Raw genomic sequence first — 16,576 nt, forward strand, 5'->3', positions numbered from 1 at the left:
TGTTCGCCTATTAAAGGAGGTCGTGAGCTGGGTTTAGACCGTCGTGAGACAGGTCGGCTGCTATCTATTGGGGGTGTTTGGTGCCTGACGGGAACGACCGTATAGTACGAGAGGAACTACGGTTGGTGGCCACTGGTGTACCAGTCATTCGAGAGAGTGTTGCTGGGAAGCTACGCCACACGGGGTAAGAGCTGAACGCATCTAAGCTCGAAACCCACCTGGAAAAGAGGCACCGCTGAGATCACTCGTCTAAGACGAGATCGATAGACTTGGGGTGTACGCGTCGAGGCAACGAGACGTTCAGCCCACGAGTACTAACAGATCGAAGCCACCATTCATACCGCATTGACTCGACGAACGAGTCCAGGCGCTAACTGGATCGCACGTATACACGGATTGCACATCGGCCGACACCGGCTACAGGCAAGACGCGGTTCGACACCGCAAGTCGGCGTTAAGGCGGCCATAGCGGCGGGGTTTACACCCGTACCCATCCCGAACACGGAAGTTAAGCCCGCCAGCGTTCCGGTGAGTACTGGAGTACGAGAGTCTCTGGGAAACTCGGTTCGCCGCCTCCCATTCATACTTTGGGTCCTCATTTTGGACCCACTTCATCACCCCTCGACCAGTGACAACGCTGGTCGGGGGGTTTTTTGCATGTGTAGAGCGTGTCATAGAATCGTTCGCAGTTGCTCAGTAGACGGTTTTGGTTCTTGCTCTGGGCTCGGTCAGCGGTAGTTGCTGGCTCTGAAATTGTAGAAAAAGTATATGGATTATGCAACTGAACGATTGAACGTGTCAGAACAGCCCTCCACAAGGTCGAATAGTCTGGTCAGCACAGAAACCAAGATTACAGCAGTCTTCGTCACACTCGCTCTCGTATCGGTGTACGGCACAACAGCTGTAACTGATAAGCAATGGGTTCACTTTGCCGTGCTCCTCGGCGTTGGCGTCATCGCCCCGACATTCATCAACGAATGGCGTAACTAATCGGATTACGAATCCGACACACACTATTGTAGAACCGTGAGACGTTTTCTATGACACGCTCTGTGTACGGTACCTTTTTAGTGACACATTCCCTCAGTACGGACGATTAGGGACAGAATGGAAGACGACGGGGGGATTCTTGCATTCGACACGCTTTCTGAGCCACCAGGAATCGAGATTATCGATCGCCTCGAACAACTCCGGTATCAGATTCAGACGCCCCAACCCGTTTTTCCAGAACTGGTCTCACCCGAGCAGTTTCTGTTTCCCGTCGGCAAAGGACTCCGAATTACAACTGAAGCGGTCACGCTCCCAAATCCCGCTAGTGTGATCGTTCGAGATACGGCAGGGAATATGGCTGCAGAGGTCGAGCATCTAGATAGCCGTACACTTGAACCTGGGTCATACATTCTGGATTTGAGTACCCAGATCAAAACCTACATGCAAGTTTCCGGTCCCGTCGAGATTACTGCCGACCTCGTGGAAATGCAATTCGAATTCAGCGAGCCGACAACCGTCGATATTGGATTTCGGTCCCGGCACACACGCCCAGCGACGACGATCACTGCCCCACCAGAGCCAGAGGGGTTGATGAAAGCCATCAGCCATTTTGGATCGGCGCTCAAATCGACCAGCCCGGAACACTCCTTCCCGACGCTTCGTGGCCACCCGCCACGCGTCGAACTCGGTGATGAACTCCATGTCCCGTCGAGCCTTGCAGTGCCGGAGACTGGAATCTCTCTTGTAGTCCCGCCAATGTTGGAGTATGTCTATCCAGTTGCACCGTTGGCGTACTACTTAGGCGCGCGCGTCGTCCCAGGGGACCAGCCAGCATTACGCACGGAGACAGGGATTGTCCAACAGTTCGATGCTGCGGCGTTCGAAGGTCAGATCGAACGAACGCTCAAGCAGGTTTTCTTTCTGGATTGTCTCACCCGGACCGAGGGATTTTATGATGTGTCGCTGCACGAACGCCGTGTCCTCGATGAGACTCTCGATCTCGACTGGGCATCCTTGTACGACCAGCCGATCGGCCAGCGTCTCGAAACCTATCTAAGGGTTTCCTACGACAGCATTGCAGACCAGATCCCCACGTGGCGATTTCTTGCCCACGTTGAGCCAGTGGCAGAGTCCATCCAACAGATACCCTTCGTCGTCGACGACCTCGCGGTGATTCGAGCAGCGGACAGTCCGACGCCAGCGGAGCCAGCCGTTGCAGCGGACAACTCCAGAAGTGCGAGGGGATCGGAAGCCCTGACTCGTTCTGCAAGTCCCGAGCCTGACATCCGCTCTTCACCTACACAGGACTCGACTCCAGAGCAGCCGTACATCCAGTTTGAGCCGACGGATGCACTCGAACAGGGCTGGATCGGTGACGGTGTCCCAATTGGGGCCAATAAACTCCTAACAGAAGCTTTCCAGAACCGGTTCGATCGGGAGGTCGGTGCTGGTGATATTTCGATTACGATCATCCAGAACGATACTCGGATGGACGAAGAACGCGACCTCGTCGATGCAGCATATGGCCAGCGATCAGATCTCCCGTTTGACGTGACTGTTCACCGGAACCTGTCTGTCGATGAACTCCACGAAGTTCTCGAAACAGACTGTGACTTCCTCCACTATATTGGTCATGCAGACGCAGACGGCTTCGAATGTCCGGACGGGAAACTCGATGCAGATGATCTTGCGTCGACTAGCGTTGACGCCTTCTTACTGAACGCTTGTAGCTCGTATCATCAAGGAGTCAATCTGATCGAGGCCGGTGCTATTGGAGGGATCGTCACACTTACTGATATCATCAGCAACGAGGCCGTGTCTATCGGAGAACTGATCGCAAAACTTCTCAATACTGGGTTCCCACTCGGAGTCGCTCTGTCGATTGCGCGCGAGGAGAGTATCTTGGGCGGGCAATACATCGTCGTTGGTGATGGGACTGCGACTGTGACCCAATCTTCAAGTAGGACACCAAATCTGTTAGAAATTCACCCTCAAGGTAATAAATATTCTATAAAAATGAATACTTATCCGACAAATAATGCCGATCTTGGAACGATGACTGCTCCACTTCTAGTAGGGGATGACAGATACTACCTTTCATCAGGTCCCCTGAACACATTTACTGCTCCAATTGACCAGGTCATGAAATTCTTGAATGCCGAAGGTGTTCCCGTTAGACTAAATTCTGATCAGATCATATGGAGTGACTCCGTGACCGAACGAGATCTAAAATTCGACTGACTATCTATCTTAAGGGCCGCTAATCGAAACGCTATTTCCAGCAGCAACAGGCCCGACTTGGGCCATCAGTATGGTCATTCCGAACAGTGCAGCCAGCAGTCGCGGATGTTCCTTGAGGAATTCCGCAGTGGTTGAGTCTGACATGGTACAATACTGATTCCGGTGCCAATTGAATTAAATTTATCTTATAATTCTATATATTTAGTCAGTTAGTTTAACCCTCAGATGGATAGTATTTATAATCGGACAATATCGTGTCGATTATCTTTCCATGCTCACCTACATCGGGAAATATATCTATACTAATAAACTGGCATTATCAGATGGTATCACTACGGGAAATTATTATAATTTTGGCCCGCATTCGTTACATTACGTTCCAATGTGTGGGTGCAATCCAGTCTGTTCGTTCACAAACCTGCCGAGTACAGAACCGGAGGGGTACAAATGAGCCACGAGAGAGACAGTCTGTCATCAACGACACTCTCTCGCTCGGCGCTACGGGGATGCCGGCGGGTGACACGAGAGCAACCGCCGTTGCTCCGGAACGGCACGTCGAGTCCGTTCGACGGCGAACCGTTCGACATGCCAATGTCGGTGTCAACGGTCGATGAGTCAACCGATATCAGAATTCTCCACGTCGACGACGACCCGCAGATCCTGGAGTTGACCGCTGAACTGCTCGAACGAACCGACGAGCAGTTCTCGATTGTCGGCGAGACATCAGCCGTCGAAGCGATCAACAGACTTCAGGACGAGGAGATACACTGTATCGTCAGCGATTACGACATGCCCCACACCGACGGGCTCGAATTCCTCGCCATCGTTCGCGAACAGTATCCCGACCTCCCGTTCGTTCTCTATACGGCAAAAGGCAGCGAAGAGGTTGCCAGCGAAGCAATTTCCGCAGGTGTGACGGAGTACATGCAGAAGGAGACGGGTACCGAACAGTACGAGGTACTCGCCAACCGGATCCGGAATGCAGTCGAGCGCTATCGCTCCCAGCAACGGTTCTGGGACGCACTCTCGTGGTACCACCAACTCGTCGAGCAGGATATCGCCGGCGTATTTATCGTCCAGAATGGCGAGTTCGTCTACGTGAACGAACAACTGGCAGATATTCTGGGATACATGCGATCAGAACTTCTCGGCGAGTCGCCACTCGCCATCGCGAGTACGCAAGCAGACGAAGCGGTACTCTCCGAGTTATTGGAGTCTATCGACGACCAGAGTCACACGTTCAACCGGACGTTCACCGGAGAGTGTGCCGACGGGTCCGAAGTCGCAGTCGAAGTCCACGGCGGATCGATCCGTTACGGTGACGACCCCGCGTGTATCGGGATCCTCTGGCGGATGGCTGACGCCTAACCTCCCACTCTAGTCTCCCCTTCCTGGACGGGCGACATGCGCTCACCGCTCGGCGGGTGTTACTTGTTCGACTCGCTCGGTCCCTGGCGCTGTATTCAGTTCGGCCCTGACTGTCTCGACAGGGGCCGTCTGGTTCATTACGACCGTCAGTTCGAGTCCGACGGCGGTCGCTGCGAGTGCGGGTTCGAGGCCACGGATATCGTCGACCTCGACGCTGTCCACGTGGGGTGGTGATTCGAGTCGTCTGGACGCGTCACTCGCGAGGTCGGCGCCACCCCCGCGAGGCACACGAACTGTCGCGCGGACTGTCCATCGTCTCGTCGCCGTGCCCGACGTTGCCGTATCAGGTGGATTGCGTGCTGTCATCTGCAGGACGCGAGGGGCGAGTCGAACGCCCGATGTCGGTCCACACCGCTCGCGTTATCGTCGATACCGCGCGTGGCGGGAACTCTCCCACTCGCGGCGGTCTTTGTACTTCTGTGCGTTCTTCCGGGATCTCCGGTAGAATCTGATATCGAACATAACGGCCAGCGCTGGTGACGAACCAGACAGGCGTCGCTGGCCAGTGCTGCAACTGGGCGTGAGAGACGATAGCCCGGATCGACTGCAGCATTGCTCCCGAGTGCCCGGTAAGTCGAGAACGGCCCGCGTTCACCACCCCGGCTGGGTACTCCAGCCAGGTGACGGTTATTCGGGCATCAGGCCGGTAGCAGGCCGGCAGCGAGTGCCATCACTCCGACGACCGGCCACCCTGGAGAGAATGCACACCCGGCGCTATTTGCGATAGCAACCCGGTGAATGGATGGGATGGCGGTCATTTGTGGCACCTCTGTGTTCAGTTCACTCTGATGATGGGATTGGTATTAAAATTACTCGGAGTGTGAGTCACACACTCATGCCGGTGGGTATCCGACGGGCTTAAACGAGTTCGACGCAGATTTATGAGTGTGCCAGGGTGGCAGAGTCTGGCCGAACGCGTCCGCCTGCAGAGCGGATCATCGCCGGTTCAAATCCGGCCCCTGGCTTTTCTGTTCCGGATTCAATAGTACTTACTGCTGAATTCGAGCAACGTTTGTCCCGGCCGATTGCCGGACGGTGTTCTTCTCTCTAACTTATATACGACGTTTCATCAATGGATTTATGTCTGATACTATCTCATCAGAAATAACGAACCCATCACATGTCATTTCTATCGGTATCGCTGATCATCGGCGCGGTTGTCGTCACCGGAATCGTTGCAACCTGTACGGTCTGTCTCACACCTGCTCAGATCAGAGAGACACTCGGCAGTCTCGATAGCCGACTCTCCGATCTCGCACCGTACCTCATTCTGGCAGGTGTGTTTTTCGTCATCCGGCGATTCACACAGGGGCCGAGCCAGCGGCTCTCCCGAGAGGTTGGGATTGAGATCACCAAATCCATTTACCGTGTCGAGGGATTGGTCGTTGCCCATCTCCAGAACGCGACGCCGGAGGCACTTATCCCCGTGTTCTCGGGATTCTACATGTTCGGATTCGCGTTCCTGCTCGTTACACCGATCGTGGTTTACCTGTTCACGCCGGCGCTGCGGCCGCTGAAGGAACTGCTGGTGGCGTATATCCTCAACTACGCTGCCGGCGCACTTTTCTATACGTTCTTCGTGGCGGTCGGTCCGCGAATTTACGTCACCGAACACGTCGACGGGCTCATGTACCAGTTCTACCCGCAGACGGCCGACGTGACCAGTGTTGTCTCGGAGAACACCGACGTGTTCCCGTCGTTGCACACGTCGCTGTCGGTGATCGTGTTACTGTTTGCGTGGCGAACCCGCCACATTCAGCCGCGTTGGCTCCAGATCACGGCAATCGTTTCCAGTGGCATCGTCCTCGCGACGATGATCCTCGGCATCCACTGGGCTATCGACGTTGTTGCAGGGATCATTCTGGCGGCTGGCTGTGTCTTCCTTGCTGAACAGATCGTCGAGATCACAGAGGGCCGGCTGAGTAACCGCCAGTCCAAGGAGACAGAACCGGTGTAGTCGTTGCGGGTGCGACGCTACGTCCAGCAGAGAAGGTACCACTGCCCGACGGCGAACAGAAACAACCTGTAGCAGAGCGTGGCGAGAAGCACGCCCGACAGCACGACACTGAGGATGGGTTTTGTTGCCATCACTGCCGGCGTTTCGGTCACCATCCGTACTGGCTGTCGGATGAACTCCTTCACGAGCGGATGCTCGTCGGGATCGTTCCGCATGAACCAGTGCTCGAAATACCGCCCGGCAACGTGTAACGACGTACAGACCCCAATCGCTCCGAACCAGGACAGCATGCTGTAGGTTCGAACAGCGGAGTGGCCTTCAGTCTCGTCCATAGCTGGCTGTACTCCTCTTTCGTCGACACCTCGTTTGATCTTTGTGACTTGGATTCTCCGACCAGTTCGCCGCTTCGACAGCCCGAAATCCAATCAGGTCCGCCGTGAATTCGTGGTTGACGTGTGAACCTGCTCGCTTCCTACGTCTCCGCTGGTATCGGGACCCTCACTAATTTCTTCGAGTGGGTGGAACTGTCGGTGGATCACACCACCAACGATCTGAACCATCGGCACGAACTACTCCGCTGTCGACTTCCGGTCGATGATGCCGAGGCCGATCCAGCTAATGACGGCCTCGTCGTCCTGGTTGTACGCCGTCAGTTTCGTGTCCACGTAGCCGATGTGAGGGTTGTTTTCGTCGGGATACTTATCGACGACTTCCACCTCGGCGGTGAGCGTATCGCCCGGTCGGAGCGGTTTGATCCAGCGGAGTTCGTCGACGCCGCGGGCACCCTGTGAGGCCTCGTCGATCATGTGGTCGACGTACATCCGCATACAAATGGCGGCCGTGTGCCAGCCGCTGGCCGCGAGTCCACCGAACATCGTCTCCTTTGCGGCCTCTTCGTCGGTGTGAAACGGCTGTGGGTCGTACTTCTCGGCGAATTCGATGATTTCCTCTTTCGTGACGGTCCGCTCACCAAATTCCTCCGTGTCTCCGACCTCGTAATCTTCGTAGTACGTTGGCATGCGTACTCAACCGCGCCCGTCGAATAATAAAACTGCGGACTCGTCCGTGAACGGGCGCTGAAATATTCAATTCGCGCACTGGGGCTTTTATATCGATTGGCGCCTGTGAAGTATGTATGACGGTGTCACAAGACACACCTGCGTTTGGGGAAGGGGAAACAGAACGAATGATCCGCGAGACGGCCCGCGAAGTTGCGGCCGGCTACGACGACGACTACTGGCGTGCGGTGACCGGGCCGGAAAAACGCGAGCCGACCGAGTTCTGGCAGGAGTGTGCCGATGCGGGCTTTCTCGGCGCGACGATTCCACAGGAGTACGGCGGTGAGGGACTGGGGATCACCGAACTTTCGGCTATCGTCGAGGAACTCACCCGAAACGGCTGTTTCGGCTCGGAGATGCTCTTCGTCGTCAACATCGTCTTCGGCGCGGTGACGCTGACCGAACACGGCTCCGAGGAACAGAAGGCGGAGTATCTGGAACCGCTCGCGAACGGCGACCTGAACTTCTGCATGGCGCTGACCGAACCGAACGCCGGCCACAACGCCCCGAACATGGATACGTACGCCGAGGAGACTGACGACGGGGCCTACGAAATCACGGGCAGCAAACAGTGGATCAGCGGCGCGGACCGCGCGGACAGAATGTTGCTGGTCGCCCGAACGACTCCCGTCGACGAAGTCGAAAAACGCACCTCTGGCATCACGCTGTTTCTCGCCGACCCGGGAGACGACGCCATCGAACTCCGCGAACTCGACACGGGGATCCCGACGCCGGAGCGACAGTTCGAACTCTCACTCGACGGCTACGAGGCGACCGACGAAGACATAATTGGAACGAAAGGTATGGGTTTATACCAGTTATTTGATACAGTGAATCCCGAGCGACTCATTGGTGGGGCCGGCGCTGTCGGGACGGGATACGCCGCGCTGGAACGGGCTGTCGACTACGCCCGCGACCGGGAGGTGTTTGGCCAGCCAATCGGGGCCCATCAGGCCGTCCAGCACCCGATTGCGGAGTCGTACTCGAAACTGGAGGCGGCGAACATGCTGGTTCGCAAGGCCGCGTGGATGATGGACACCAACGCCGACCCCAAGGAAGTCGCCGAGATCTCGAACATGGCGAAACTGCGGGCCTCAGAAGCCGCTCACGAAGCCACAGATGTCGCCGTCCAGGTCCACGGAGGCAACGGGTTCAGCAAAGACTACGGCGTCATCGAGATGTGGAAAGGAACCCGTCTCGGCCGCGTCGCACCCGGGTCCACAGAGATGATGCGCAACCACATCGCCGAACACACACTCGATCTGCCTCGGTCGTACTGACGTATATGGAATAAATTATTATAAGGTATCGTATGATTATACTCTGAACACCACCGGAACTCTCCCGGTCCACCCCGGCACCAATCAAACAATATTTACGGACATACAGTTGTAAAGTATCGTGTGGCTTTTGTGTCGGCTCGTGCCTACGATGCAGTGTGACAGAATCCGAGATCAGTTGCTGTAAGGTCGGCCGGGTCGCCGAGGTCGTCGGAATCGATGTCGACCGGGAACTCGCCGACCGCTGGACCGGGGAGGACCGACAGAGCACGCGCGAACTCGCCGACTGGTTCAATCGGAAACTGCTCGCCGCGGAACTCACGGCGGCCGGCATTCCGACCAAGGACGGCGAGGTGGACAACTACTACCGACTGCTCACCGACGATGCAGTTTCGAGCGGTGACCGGATCGAAACCCGGCGGGAACTGGAACAACGCGGCGTCTCCGTCGACACCCTCGACGAGCGGTTCGTCTCTCATCAGACGATCCACACGCACCTGACTGAGTGTCTGGAGGCCTCCCTCTCCGAGCCGACTCTATCGGAGCGGATCGACGATGCCGAGACGACACTCGGACAACTCCAGAGCAGGACGGAGGCGGTCACTGACGACACGATTACGCGGCTGGCGAGTCACGACGCGCTCGATATCGGTTCAATCGACGTACTCGTCTCCGTTCAGGTCGCCTGCCGGGAGTGTAACCACCAGTACTCTGTGCGAGAACTCCTCGATCGGGGCGGGTGTCACTGTACTCGGTAAACGAAAAGGATAACACGACGGTAGGGAAAATCAGAAGACAACGAAATGTCTGCAAACCTCGACCAGACACACCCACATCTCCCTGAGTGTGTCGAGCTTTCGGTCTCGAATATCGGCGGTATCGACGAGACGACCGTCTCGCTGAGAGAGGGCGTCACGGTGCTCTCGGGGCGGAACGCGACGAACCGGACCTCGCTTTTGCAGGGATTAATGGCCGCGCTCGGCAGCGAACGTGCGAGTCTCAAAGCCGACGAGACGTTGGGGACGGCAACGCTCGAGGCCGATGATAGCTACACAGGGCGACTCGAACGCCAGCACGACACCGTCCAGTACGACGGCCAGCCGTATCTCGACGACCCCGAACTCGCGGATCTGTTCGCCTTCCTGCTGGAATCGAACGAGGCCAGACAGGCGGTCACCCGCGGTGAGGATCTCCGCGAACTGATCATGCGCCCGGTCGATACCGCCGCGATCAACGACGAAATTGCTCGGCTGGAATCGGAAAAACGCGATCTCGACGACCGACTCTCCGAACTGGAGAGCCTCGAACAGCGACTGCCCGAGTTGGAACAGACCAAACAGCAACTGGCCGACGAGATCGAGCAACTCCGGGCCGACCTGTCCGACGCCAGAGCGAATCTGGCCGAGGCGGAGATCGACCCGGCCGAAGGCGAAAAGCGACGAGCGGAGTTGCAGTCGACACTCGATGCCCTGCAGGAGGCCCGATCGGAGATCGAACAGGTTCGCGATCGGATCGAGACCGAACGTGAGAGTATCGAGGCCTTACGCTCTGAACGTCAGTCCATCCGCGGCCAACTGGACGATGTCGAAACCGACGCTGAGGTGGATCTCTCGGGGCTCGAAAGCGACATCGAACACTGTCAGGAGAAGAAGGCGGCGCTCGACGCGGAGATCAGCCAACTCCAGCAGACGATCCAGTTCAACCGCGACCGCCTCGATGGCGACGACTCGATGCTCTCCGACGGCGGTGACGTGACCGGCGAACTGCTGCCCGGCGGCGAGGTGACCTGCTGGACGTGTGGATCGACGGTCGAGGCCGACCGGATCGAACAGACCATCGATCAACTTCGAGAGCTTCGCCGGACGAAAGCGGACGAACGCTCGACGGTCGAATCGGAGCTTGCAGACCTCCGCGACCGTAAAGATCAGATCGAATCGACGCGTCGCGAGCGCCGCGACCTCGAAGATCGACTCGCGACACTCAAAACGGAGATCGAGCAACGAGAGGAGCGGAAAGCCGACCTCCTCGACCGCCGCGACAGCCTCTCAGAGCGGATCGACGATCTCGAAACCGCCGTCGACGAACTCGATGCTGCCGAGTACGAGGAGATCGCGACGGAACAAAAACGAGCCAGTGAACTCTCCGTTCAACTCGACTCGAAAGAGCAGAAACGTGCGGAGATCGACGCCGAAATCGAGCAGACCAACCGACAGATCGAGCAACGCGAACAACTCCGCACCCAGCGTGAACAGCTCACCGATCAGTTGACCGATCTCAGAACCCGGATCGACCGACTCGAAGCCGAAGCGGTCGAACAGTTCAACACCCACATGGAGACACTGCTCGACCTGCTCGGCTACGAGAACATCGAACGGATCTGGATCGAACGCATCCGGGCGGACGACGCTCAGTCTACGACCTTCGAGCTACGCATCGTCCGCACCACTGCCGACGGCACTGCCTACGAGGATTCGATCGACCACCTGAGCGAGAGCGAACGCGAGGTCACTGGGCTGGTCTTCGCGCTGGCTGGCTATCTCGTGCACGACCTCCACGAGTCCGTCCCGTTCATGCTACTCGACTCCCTCGAAGCGATCGACTCCGAACGGATCGCCACGCTCGTCGAGTACTTCCAGGACTTCGTCCCCTATCTCGTCGTTGCCTTGCTCGAAGAGGATGCACAGGCACTCGCTGACGACCACAACGTCGTCTCGGAAGTCTAAGTTACTCTTCACAGATTACAGACGTATGGCTGTAAACAGTTTCTCGCTAGCTCTGCTCGTCTCCCTGATCGGGTGCTCTCACATCGTAAAATAGCTAATTCATTATACGAATTATATCGTTCGTATATCGGATTAATTTGTTCGGCAGGCAAAACATGAATCCGGTTGAGCGATCCTAACTGGCAGATTTCCGATTTCGTGCCGGTGATCGCGACGACACGTTTCATCCATCGAATTACCCGTAGGCGAGGGTAACTTTGATTTCACCGGCCTTGTCCCAGAGCCGATTGACGAGATCGTCGTGGAGATATTCGTCGGTAAATCTGCTCGTCGGGCCGAATAGCCCGAGCGATCCGAGTAACTCGTCGTCGGGAGTGTACACTGGCACGCCGACGCCGAACAGGCCGTCCATGTACTCCTCGTCGTTGAGCGCGTATCCCTGCTCACGCACCGCTTCGAGTTCCGATACTAGCGAGTCACGGTCCGTGATCGTGTTCTTTGCATGCTGGACCAGCCCCTTTTGCTCGATGAAACGCTCGATCCGCTCCTCGTCGAACTCCGCGAGAATCACCTTCCCGGAGGCCAGCGCATGCAGCGGGCGGCGTTCCCCGACCATCGTGTTCGAAGGACTTCCGTATCGGTAGAGATAGACTCCCTCAAGGTTCTCCTCGACGAGAAACATCGACCGTTCGTCCGTCTCTCGTCCTAACTCGAAGACCTTGCGTTGAGCAATCGTATATCCCGGCTCGCGGTTTCTGGTCTGCTCGGCGATTTCGAGCAGCCCCAGTCCGATGTAGTACTCCCCGTCGCGTTCGATCACGTAGCCGAGTTCTTCGAGTGTTTTCAGATGGCGATACACCGTACTCTTCGTGAGATCGGTCCGACGCGTAATCTCCGCAATCGAGAGTCCCTCGTTCTCACGGAGTGTTTCGAGGATCGCAAACGTCTTTTTGGTCGTCGCAACCCCGACGTTCTCGTCCTCCTGGTTCGCCATATTTCCTCTCTCACGTCGAACCGTCATGAATATTTCGAATAGTGAAATGATAGCTCTGTATCGTGCAACGGGGCGCTCGCAATCTACCGGATAGTTTCTCTTCTACACAGCATTGCTTTCACTGTACGAAACGAGCGCTGTTCAGAACAGAACGAAATCCATTTTGATGCGGTTCATCAACTCGGGGTGTGAACTGGCCGTACCGGAATACCGTTCTCGTCTGCTGCACTGCTGCCTTCTTTGCGGTCGTCACGGCCCGACTAGTCGTGAGTCCGGTCGTCCCGGATATCGTGGACAGTTTCGGCGTGAGCAACAGCGCGGTCGGACTCGCACTCTCCGGGATGTGGGCCGCATACGCGCTGACACAGTTTCCGAGTGGCATTCTCGGTGATCGGTTCGGCGAGCGCCGGACGATTCTCGCGGCGGTCGGATTGACTGCCGCTGCCAGCGGGCTGTTGGCTCTGTCACCGACGTTTCCGATCTTCGCCGTCCTCGTCTTCTGTCTCGGCATCGCTGCCGGATTGCACTACATCGTCGCAACCTCGCTGTTGACCCGGAACTTCGAGCAGACTGGTCGAGCAATCGGATTTCACGTAACGGGTGCGCCGCTGGCCGGACTTGTCTCCCCAGCCGTGGCTGCGGTGGTTGCCACCCGATACGGTTGGCGGGCGGCCGTGCTGATCGGCACTGTGGTGGCCGTCCCGACGTTCGCCCTGTTTTTCTGGTTCGTCGAACTCGAGCCCGCTCGCTTTCCCGACCGGCCGATGCGTGACCGCCTCGAAATCGGTCCGATTACGAACTGCTCAGCAGGGGGCCTATCCTGTATACAACGGGGCTGTCCGTACTCGGCGCGTTCACATGGCAGGCGACGGCCTCCTTTCTCCCCGCCTTTCTCGAAGCGAACCACGGCCTCTCTCGGACAACCGCGGGAGTGCTATTCTCGGTGTACTTCTTCATCCACGGGATTCTCCAGCCGCTGATGGGCTCGCTGTCGGACCGTTTTTCACGGGACGGAATCGTCGCACTCACGATGGGGATCGGTATCTGTGGCTACGGGGCGCTGGTGGTCGTCGACTCCTTCGCGCTGCTGGTCGTAGCCACCGTCGCCATCGGCGTGGCGATGACGTGGGGCGCGCCGCTGCAGTCTCGATTCATCGACGCGCTGACCGAGGCCGAACAGGGCGCAGGCTTCGGGCTCGTTCGGACAGTCTACATGCTCATCGGTGCCCTCGGGAGCGTCGCAATCGGAGTGATGGCCGATCAGTTCGGCTGGCCGGTCGCCTTCGGCTCACTCGCTGGGATCATGGCCGTCGGGCTGGTCGCCATTCTCGCAAACCACTTGTTCCGACTCGGCTACTAAAAAAGAGGGAGGTTAGAAGTACGCCTGGAAGCCAGTCAGCTCTTCGCCGAGGATGAGGGTGTGGATGTCGTGGGTACCCTCGTAGGTGTAGACCGTCTCCAGGTTCTGCATGTGCCGCATCGGCGAGTAGTCCGTCGTGATACCGTTGCCGCCGAGCATCTCACGGGCGATGCGGGACTGGTTGCGCGCCATGCGCACGTTGTTGCGTTTGGCCATCGAGACGTGCGGCGGCGTCATCCGACCCTCTTCTTTGAGTTCGGCCAGGCGGTAGGCGAGTAACTGTGCGAGGCTGATCTGGGTGGCCATCTCTGCGAGTTTGTCCTGCTGCATCTGGAAGCTAGCAATCGGTGTGTCGAACTGCTCGCGGTCGGTCGCGTACTGGCGAGCGACCTCGAAACAGTCCCGCGCCGCACCGACTGCGCCCCAGGCGATACCGTAGCGGGCCTGCGTGAGACAACCCAGCGGCCCCTTCATGCCGGAGACGCCCGGCAGGACGTTCTCTTCCGGAATCTCGACGTCGTTCAGGCCGATTTCGCCGGTGACCGACGCCCGCAGCGAGAGTTTGTCCTCGATCTTGTTTGTCGTCACGCCGTCGCGGTCGGTCTCGACGAGGAACCCACGCACTGGGTTGTCGTCGGCGGACGTGTCACGCGCCCAGACGACCGCGACATCCGCAATCGGTGAGTTCGTGATCCACGTCTTCGAGCCGTTCAGCACGTAGCCCGACTCGGTCCGCTCCGCCCGAGTCTCCATCGCGGAGGGATTCGAACCGTGTTCGGGTTCGGTCAGGCCGAAACAACCGACAGCTTCGCCTTCACCGAGTTTCGGTAGCCACTCCTCTTTCTGTTCCTCGCTACCGTAGGCGTGAATCGGGTACATGACGAGCGCCCCCTGCACCGAAGCCATCGAGCGCAGTCCCGAGTCACAGGCCTCCAGTTCCTGCATCAGGATGCCGTAGGCCGTCTCGGAGACGTTCGGCGAGCCGTATCCTTCCAGATTCGGCGCGTAAAAGCCGAGCTCTCCCATCTCCGTGATGACTTCCTTCGGGAACGTTCCCTGTTCGTAGTGGTCGCCAATGTCCGGTTTGACGTGCTCTTCGACGAAATCACGGGCTGTGTCCCGGATCATCCGCTCTTCCTGGTCCAGGTCCTCCTCGAGTTGGACGAAATCCAGCATAGTAGTTCATTAGAGTGCAGATACAAATATGCTCGTCTTGCTGACGAATGATGTTGCCAACTCGTGACGAGTTGCTAACCATTTAATTTATGTACAACGGCTTTGACGCGGAATGTACGGATCTAACTCATACTAATGACACGATAGGGGGGGTTGGGGAATCCACTATCTCGACGGCGTTACTCCACCAGTATTCACTGGCTGGAGCTGTGAAATTTTTACACAAATAGGACTGACTGCGATTTAATTCCGTATTTTGGAATTATCAATGGCGAAAATACACGATTATTCATAAAACTTTATTACCAATTGCTCGGTTCCGGTAAACGTCATGGTGGGAAACAATGACAAGCGTGGGGGACAGAGTGACGCAAACCAGAACACAGACGACGGGGGACATCTCTCTCGCCGGAACCTGTTGAAATCCTCGGCAACGGCAGCGGTGGGGGCCGCTGGCGTCAAAGCCGCCACCGGGTCGGCGGCGGCCTACGACGAGGCAGAAGAGGACAAAGAGATCGGTGATTACCTCGAACTGGCCGAGTGCGGCTTCGGGTGGGCCAGTGGTGACGGGTTCAACGTCGTCGATCTCGACCCGTGGTGGGGCGACTACGACCCGAACTTCGACGTGGGGAGGCTCTCCGACGAAATCTGTATCTACGTCCACGGCTTCGGGGCGGCGGGGCTCGCCGCCGAACAGGGCGAGACGCTTGCGAACAACATCTACTTCGACGGCGATTTCCTCTCGGCGAAGTGGCCCTCGGTCACGCCGACGTACACGCAGGCGTGGGATCGGGCCGCCGAGTACGGTCGGAAACTCGCCGACTGGCTGATCGACGAACTCTGGCCACAGAACGGCTGGACGAAAGTCAACGTCGTCGGTCACTCACTGGGCGGCCGGGCCTCGTTCAACATGCTCAACCGCCTCCACGAGGAACTCCCGTGGTGGGAGTACGACCGGGTCGGCAACGTCGTCACCGTCGGCCCGGCCGACCACCAGCGCTTCGTCTGTGACCGCTGGGAATCCGGTGACCGCATCTATCACTACTACGACGGGATCCAGTCAGTCCCCGACAACGCGTACGCGTTCTATTCGAGTTCTGATGAAGCCGTCGGCACGCTGCACGAACTCTGGGCGGATCTGCTCTGGTGGACGCCCGACGGTGAGGGTCTCGGCGCGGACGGAGTCTCCTGCTCGAACGCACCCGACAACCTCACCACCGTCGACGTGAGCGCGGGAGTCAGCAACCACTGCCAGTACTTCAAATCCGAGGGCGCACCCGGTCGCGTCGAATCGGCGGTCTGGGGCGATCAAAACCCGTAGATGGCTCCCTTCCGCGCAGGACTGCCGAGAAGGGTTTGCATCGGTAGT

General features: G+C 57.6%; 14 protein-coding genes, 1 tRNA gene, 2 rRNA genes and 1 pseudogene. 12 read left to right on the forward strand and 6 right to left on the reverse strand.

The window, feature by feature from the left end:
- From V8P86_RS15045 to V8P86_RS15055, 4 genes are all read left to right on the forward strand, one after another.
- Window positions 1-338 (forward strand): 23S ribosomal RNA (locus tag V8P86_RS15045); the annotation flags it as partial.
- Between the two features lie 117 nt (window positions 339-455).
- Window positions 456-578 (forward strand): 5S ribosomal RNA (gene rrf / locus V8P86_RS15050).
- A 190-nt stretch (window positions 579-768) separates the two neighbouring features.
- A complete protein-coding gene (locus V8P86_RS19100; protein WP_503629732.1) occupies window positions 769-990 on the forward strand; it encodes a DUF7987 family protein in 222 nt (73 codons plus the stop codon).
- Window positions 991-1,107: 117 nt separating this feature from the next.
- The gene (locus V8P86_RS15055) at window positions 1,108-3,231 is read left to right on the forward strand and encodes a hypothetical protein (RefSeq protein ID WP_336328110.1); all 2,124 of its coding nucleotides are present in this window, start codon (window positions 1,108-1,110) and stop codon (window positions 3,229-3,231) included.
- A 9-nt stretch (window positions 3,232-3,240) separates the two neighbouring features.
- Here the strand turns inward: V8P86_RS15055 and V8P86_RS18960 are convergent, their stop codons facing one another.
- On the reverse strand, window positions 3,241-3,375 hold the full coding sequence (locus V8P86_RS18960; protein WP_442909411.1) for a DUF7503 family protein: 135 nt from the start codon (window positions 3,373-3,375) through the stop codon (window positions 3,241-3,243).
- A gap of 303 nt (window positions 3,376-3,678) precedes the next feature.
- Here V8P86_RS18960 and V8P86_RS15060 point away from each other — a divergent pair, with 303 nt between their 5' ends.
- Window positions 3,679-4,599 carry a response regulator gene (locus V8P86_RS15060; protein ID WP_336328111.1) on the forward strand — a complete coding sequence of 307 codons (921 nt, stop codon included), beginning with the start codon at window positions 3,679-3,681 and terminating at the stop codon, window positions 4,597-4,599.
- 42 nt (window positions 4,600-4,641) lie between these two features.
- Here the strand turns inward: V8P86_RS15060 and V8P86_RS15065 are convergent, their stop codons facing one another.
- A complete protein-coding gene (locus tag V8P86_RS15065; protein ID WP_336328112.1) occupies window positions 4,642-4,965 on the reverse strand; it encodes a hypothetical protein in 324 nt (107 codons plus the stop codon).
- Between the two features lie 583 nt (window positions 4,966-5,548).
- On the opposite strand from V8P86_RS15065, the gene V8P86_RS15070 reads away from it, so the two are divergent.
- Together V8P86_RS15070 and V8P86_RS15075 are read left to right on the forward strand one after the other, a co-directional pair.
- Window positions 5,549-5,624: transfer RNA gene (locus V8P86_RS15070), tRNA-Cys, on the forward strand.
- Between the two features lie 155 nt (window positions 5,625-5,779).
- Window positions 5,780-6,616, forward strand: coding sequence for a phosphatase PAP2 family protein (locus V8P86_RS15075; RefSeq protein WP_336328113.1), 837 nt, complete (start codon window positions 5,780-5,782; stop codon window positions 6,614-6,616).
- Window positions 6,617-6,633: 17 nt separating this feature from the next.
- Here the strand turns inward: V8P86_RS15075 and V8P86_RS15080 are convergent, their stop codons facing one another.
- Window positions 6,634-6,948 (reverse strand): hypothetical protein, encoded by a 315-nt coding sequence (locus V8P86_RS15080; RefSeq protein ID WP_336328114.1) that lies wholly within the window; start codon window positions 6,946-6,948, stop codon window positions 6,634-6,636.
- Between the two features lie 237 nt (window positions 6,949-7,185).
- Window positions 7,186-7,635 carry a MaoC family dehydratase gene (locus V8P86_RS15085; protein WP_336328115.1) on the reverse strand — a complete coding sequence of 150 codons (450 nt, stop codon included), beginning with the start codon at window positions 7,633-7,635 and terminating at the stop codon, window positions 7,186-7,188.
- Between the two features lie 116 nt (window positions 7,636-7,751).
- On the opposite strand from V8P86_RS15085, the gene V8P86_RS15090 reads away from it, so the two are divergent.
- The 3 genes from V8P86_RS15090 (at window position 7,752) to V8P86_RS15100 (ending at window position 11,677) form a co-directional block, all read left to right on the forward strand.
- On the forward strand, window positions 7,752-8,954 hold the full coding sequence (locus tag V8P86_RS15090; protein WP_336328116.1) for an acyl-CoA dehydrogenase family protein: 1,203 nt from the start codon (window positions 7,752-7,754) through the stop codon (window positions 8,952-8,954).
- Window positions 8,955-9,112: 158 nt separating this feature from the next.
- Window positions 9,113-9,712 (forward strand): rod-determining factor RdfA, encoded by a 600-nt coding sequence (gene rdfA, locus V8P86_RS15095; protein WP_336328117.1) that lies wholly within the window; start codon window positions 9,113-9,115, stop codon window positions 9,710-9,712.
- 45 nt (window positions 9,713-9,757) lie between these two features.
- Window positions 9,758-11,677 (forward strand): archaea-specific SMC-related protein, encoded by a 1,920-nt coding sequence (locus tag V8P86_RS15100; RefSeq protein WP_336328118.1) that lies wholly within the window; start codon window positions 9,758-9,760, stop codon window positions 11,675-11,677.
- Window positions 11,678-11,912: 235 nt separating this feature from the next.
- Here V8P86_RS15100 and V8P86_RS15105 read toward each other — a convergent pair whose 3' ends face one another.
- Entirely contained in the window at window positions 11,913-12,671 is a 759-nt protein-coding gene (locus V8P86_RS15105) for an IclR family transcriptional regulator (protein ID WP_336328119.1), read from the reverse strand.
- A gap of 188 nt (window positions 12,672-12,859) precedes the next feature.
- Here V8P86_RS15105 and V8P86_RS18965 point away from each other — a divergent pair.
- Window positions 12,860-14,031 (forward strand): annotated as a pseudogene (locus V8P86_RS18965) (MFS transporter).
- Between the two features lie 12 nt (window positions 14,032-14,043).
- Here the strand turns inward: V8P86_RS18965 and V8P86_RS15120 are convergent.
- On the reverse strand, window positions 14,044-15,207 hold the full coding sequence (locus V8P86_RS15120) for an acyl-CoA dehydrogenase family protein (RefSeq protein ID WP_336328120.1): 1,164 nt from the start codon (window positions 15,205-15,207) through the stop codon (window positions 14,044-14,046).
- Window positions 15,208-15,538: 331 nt separating this feature from the next.
- Here V8P86_RS15120 and V8P86_RS15125 point away from each other — a divergent pair, with 331 nt between their 5' ends.
- Window positions 15,539-16,528 carry an esterase/lipase family protein gene (locus V8P86_RS15125; RefSeq protein ID WP_336328121.1) on the forward strand — a complete coding sequence of 330 codons (990 nt, stop codon included), beginning with the start codon at window positions 15,539-15,541 and terminating at the stop codon, window positions 16,526-16,528.
- Window positions 16,529-16,576 lie beyond the last annotated feature (48 nt).

It is taken from the genome of Halovenus anhuiensis (assembly GCF_037080055.1).
Lineage (GTDB): Archaea > Halobacteriota > Halobacteria > Halobacteriales > Haloarculaceae > Halovenus.

Excerpts from the sequence above, each read along its gene's own strand:
- V8P86_RS15100 (WP_336328118.1), top strand. The coding sequence starts at position 9,758 with ATGTCTGCAAACCTCGACCAGACACACCCACATCTCCCTGAGTGTGTC.
- V8P86_RS15065 (WP_336328112.1), bottom strand. The coding sequence starts at position 4,965 with ATGACAGCACGCAATCCACCTGATACGGCAACGTCGGGCACGGCGACG.
- V8P86_RS15055 (WP_336328110.1), top strand. The coding sequence starts at position 1,108 with ATGGAAGACGACGGGGGGATTCTTGCATTCGACACGCTTTCTGAGCCA.
- V8P86_RS19100 (WP_503629732.1), top strand. The coding sequence starts at position 769 with ATGGATTATGCAACTGAACGATTGAACGTGTCAGAACAGCCCTCCACA.
- V8P86_RS15125 (WP_336328121.1), top strand. The coding sequence starts at position 15,539 with ATGGTGGGAAACAATGACAAGCGTGGGGGACAGAGTGACGCAAACCAG.
- V8P86_RS15120 (WP_336328120.1), bottom strand. The coding sequence starts at position 15,207 with ATGCTGGATTTCGTCCAACTCGAGGAGGACCTGGACCAGGAAGAGCGG.
- V8P86_RS15080 (WP_336328114.1), bottom strand. The coding sequence starts at position 6,948 with ATGGACGAGACTGAAGGCCACTCCGCTGTTCGAACCTACAGCATGCTG.
- V8P86_RS15105 (WP_336328119.1), bottom strand. The coding sequence starts at position 12,671 with ATGGCGAACCAGGAGGACGAGAACGTCGGGGTTGCGACGACCAAAAAG.
- V8P86_RS15075 (WP_336328113.1), top strand. The coding sequence starts at position 5,780 with ATGTCATTTCTATCGGTATCGCTGATCATCGGCGCGGTTGTCGTCACC.
- V8P86_RS15060 (WP_336328111.1), top strand. The coding sequence starts at position 3,679 with ATGAGCCACGAGAGAGACAGTCTGTCATCAACGACACTCTCTCGCTCG.
- V8P86_RS18960 (WP_442909411.1), bottom strand. The coding sequence starts at position 3,375 with ATGTCAGACTCAACCACTGCGGAATTCCTCAAGGAACATCCGCGACTG.
- V8P86_RS15090 (WP_336328116.1), top strand. The coding sequence starts at position 7,752 with ATGACGGTGTCACAAGACACACCTGCGTTTGGGGAAGGGGAAACAGAA.
- V8P86_RS15085 (WP_336328115.1), bottom strand. The coding sequence starts at position 7,635 with ATGCCAACGTACTACGAAGATTACGAGGTCGGAGACACGGAGGAATTT.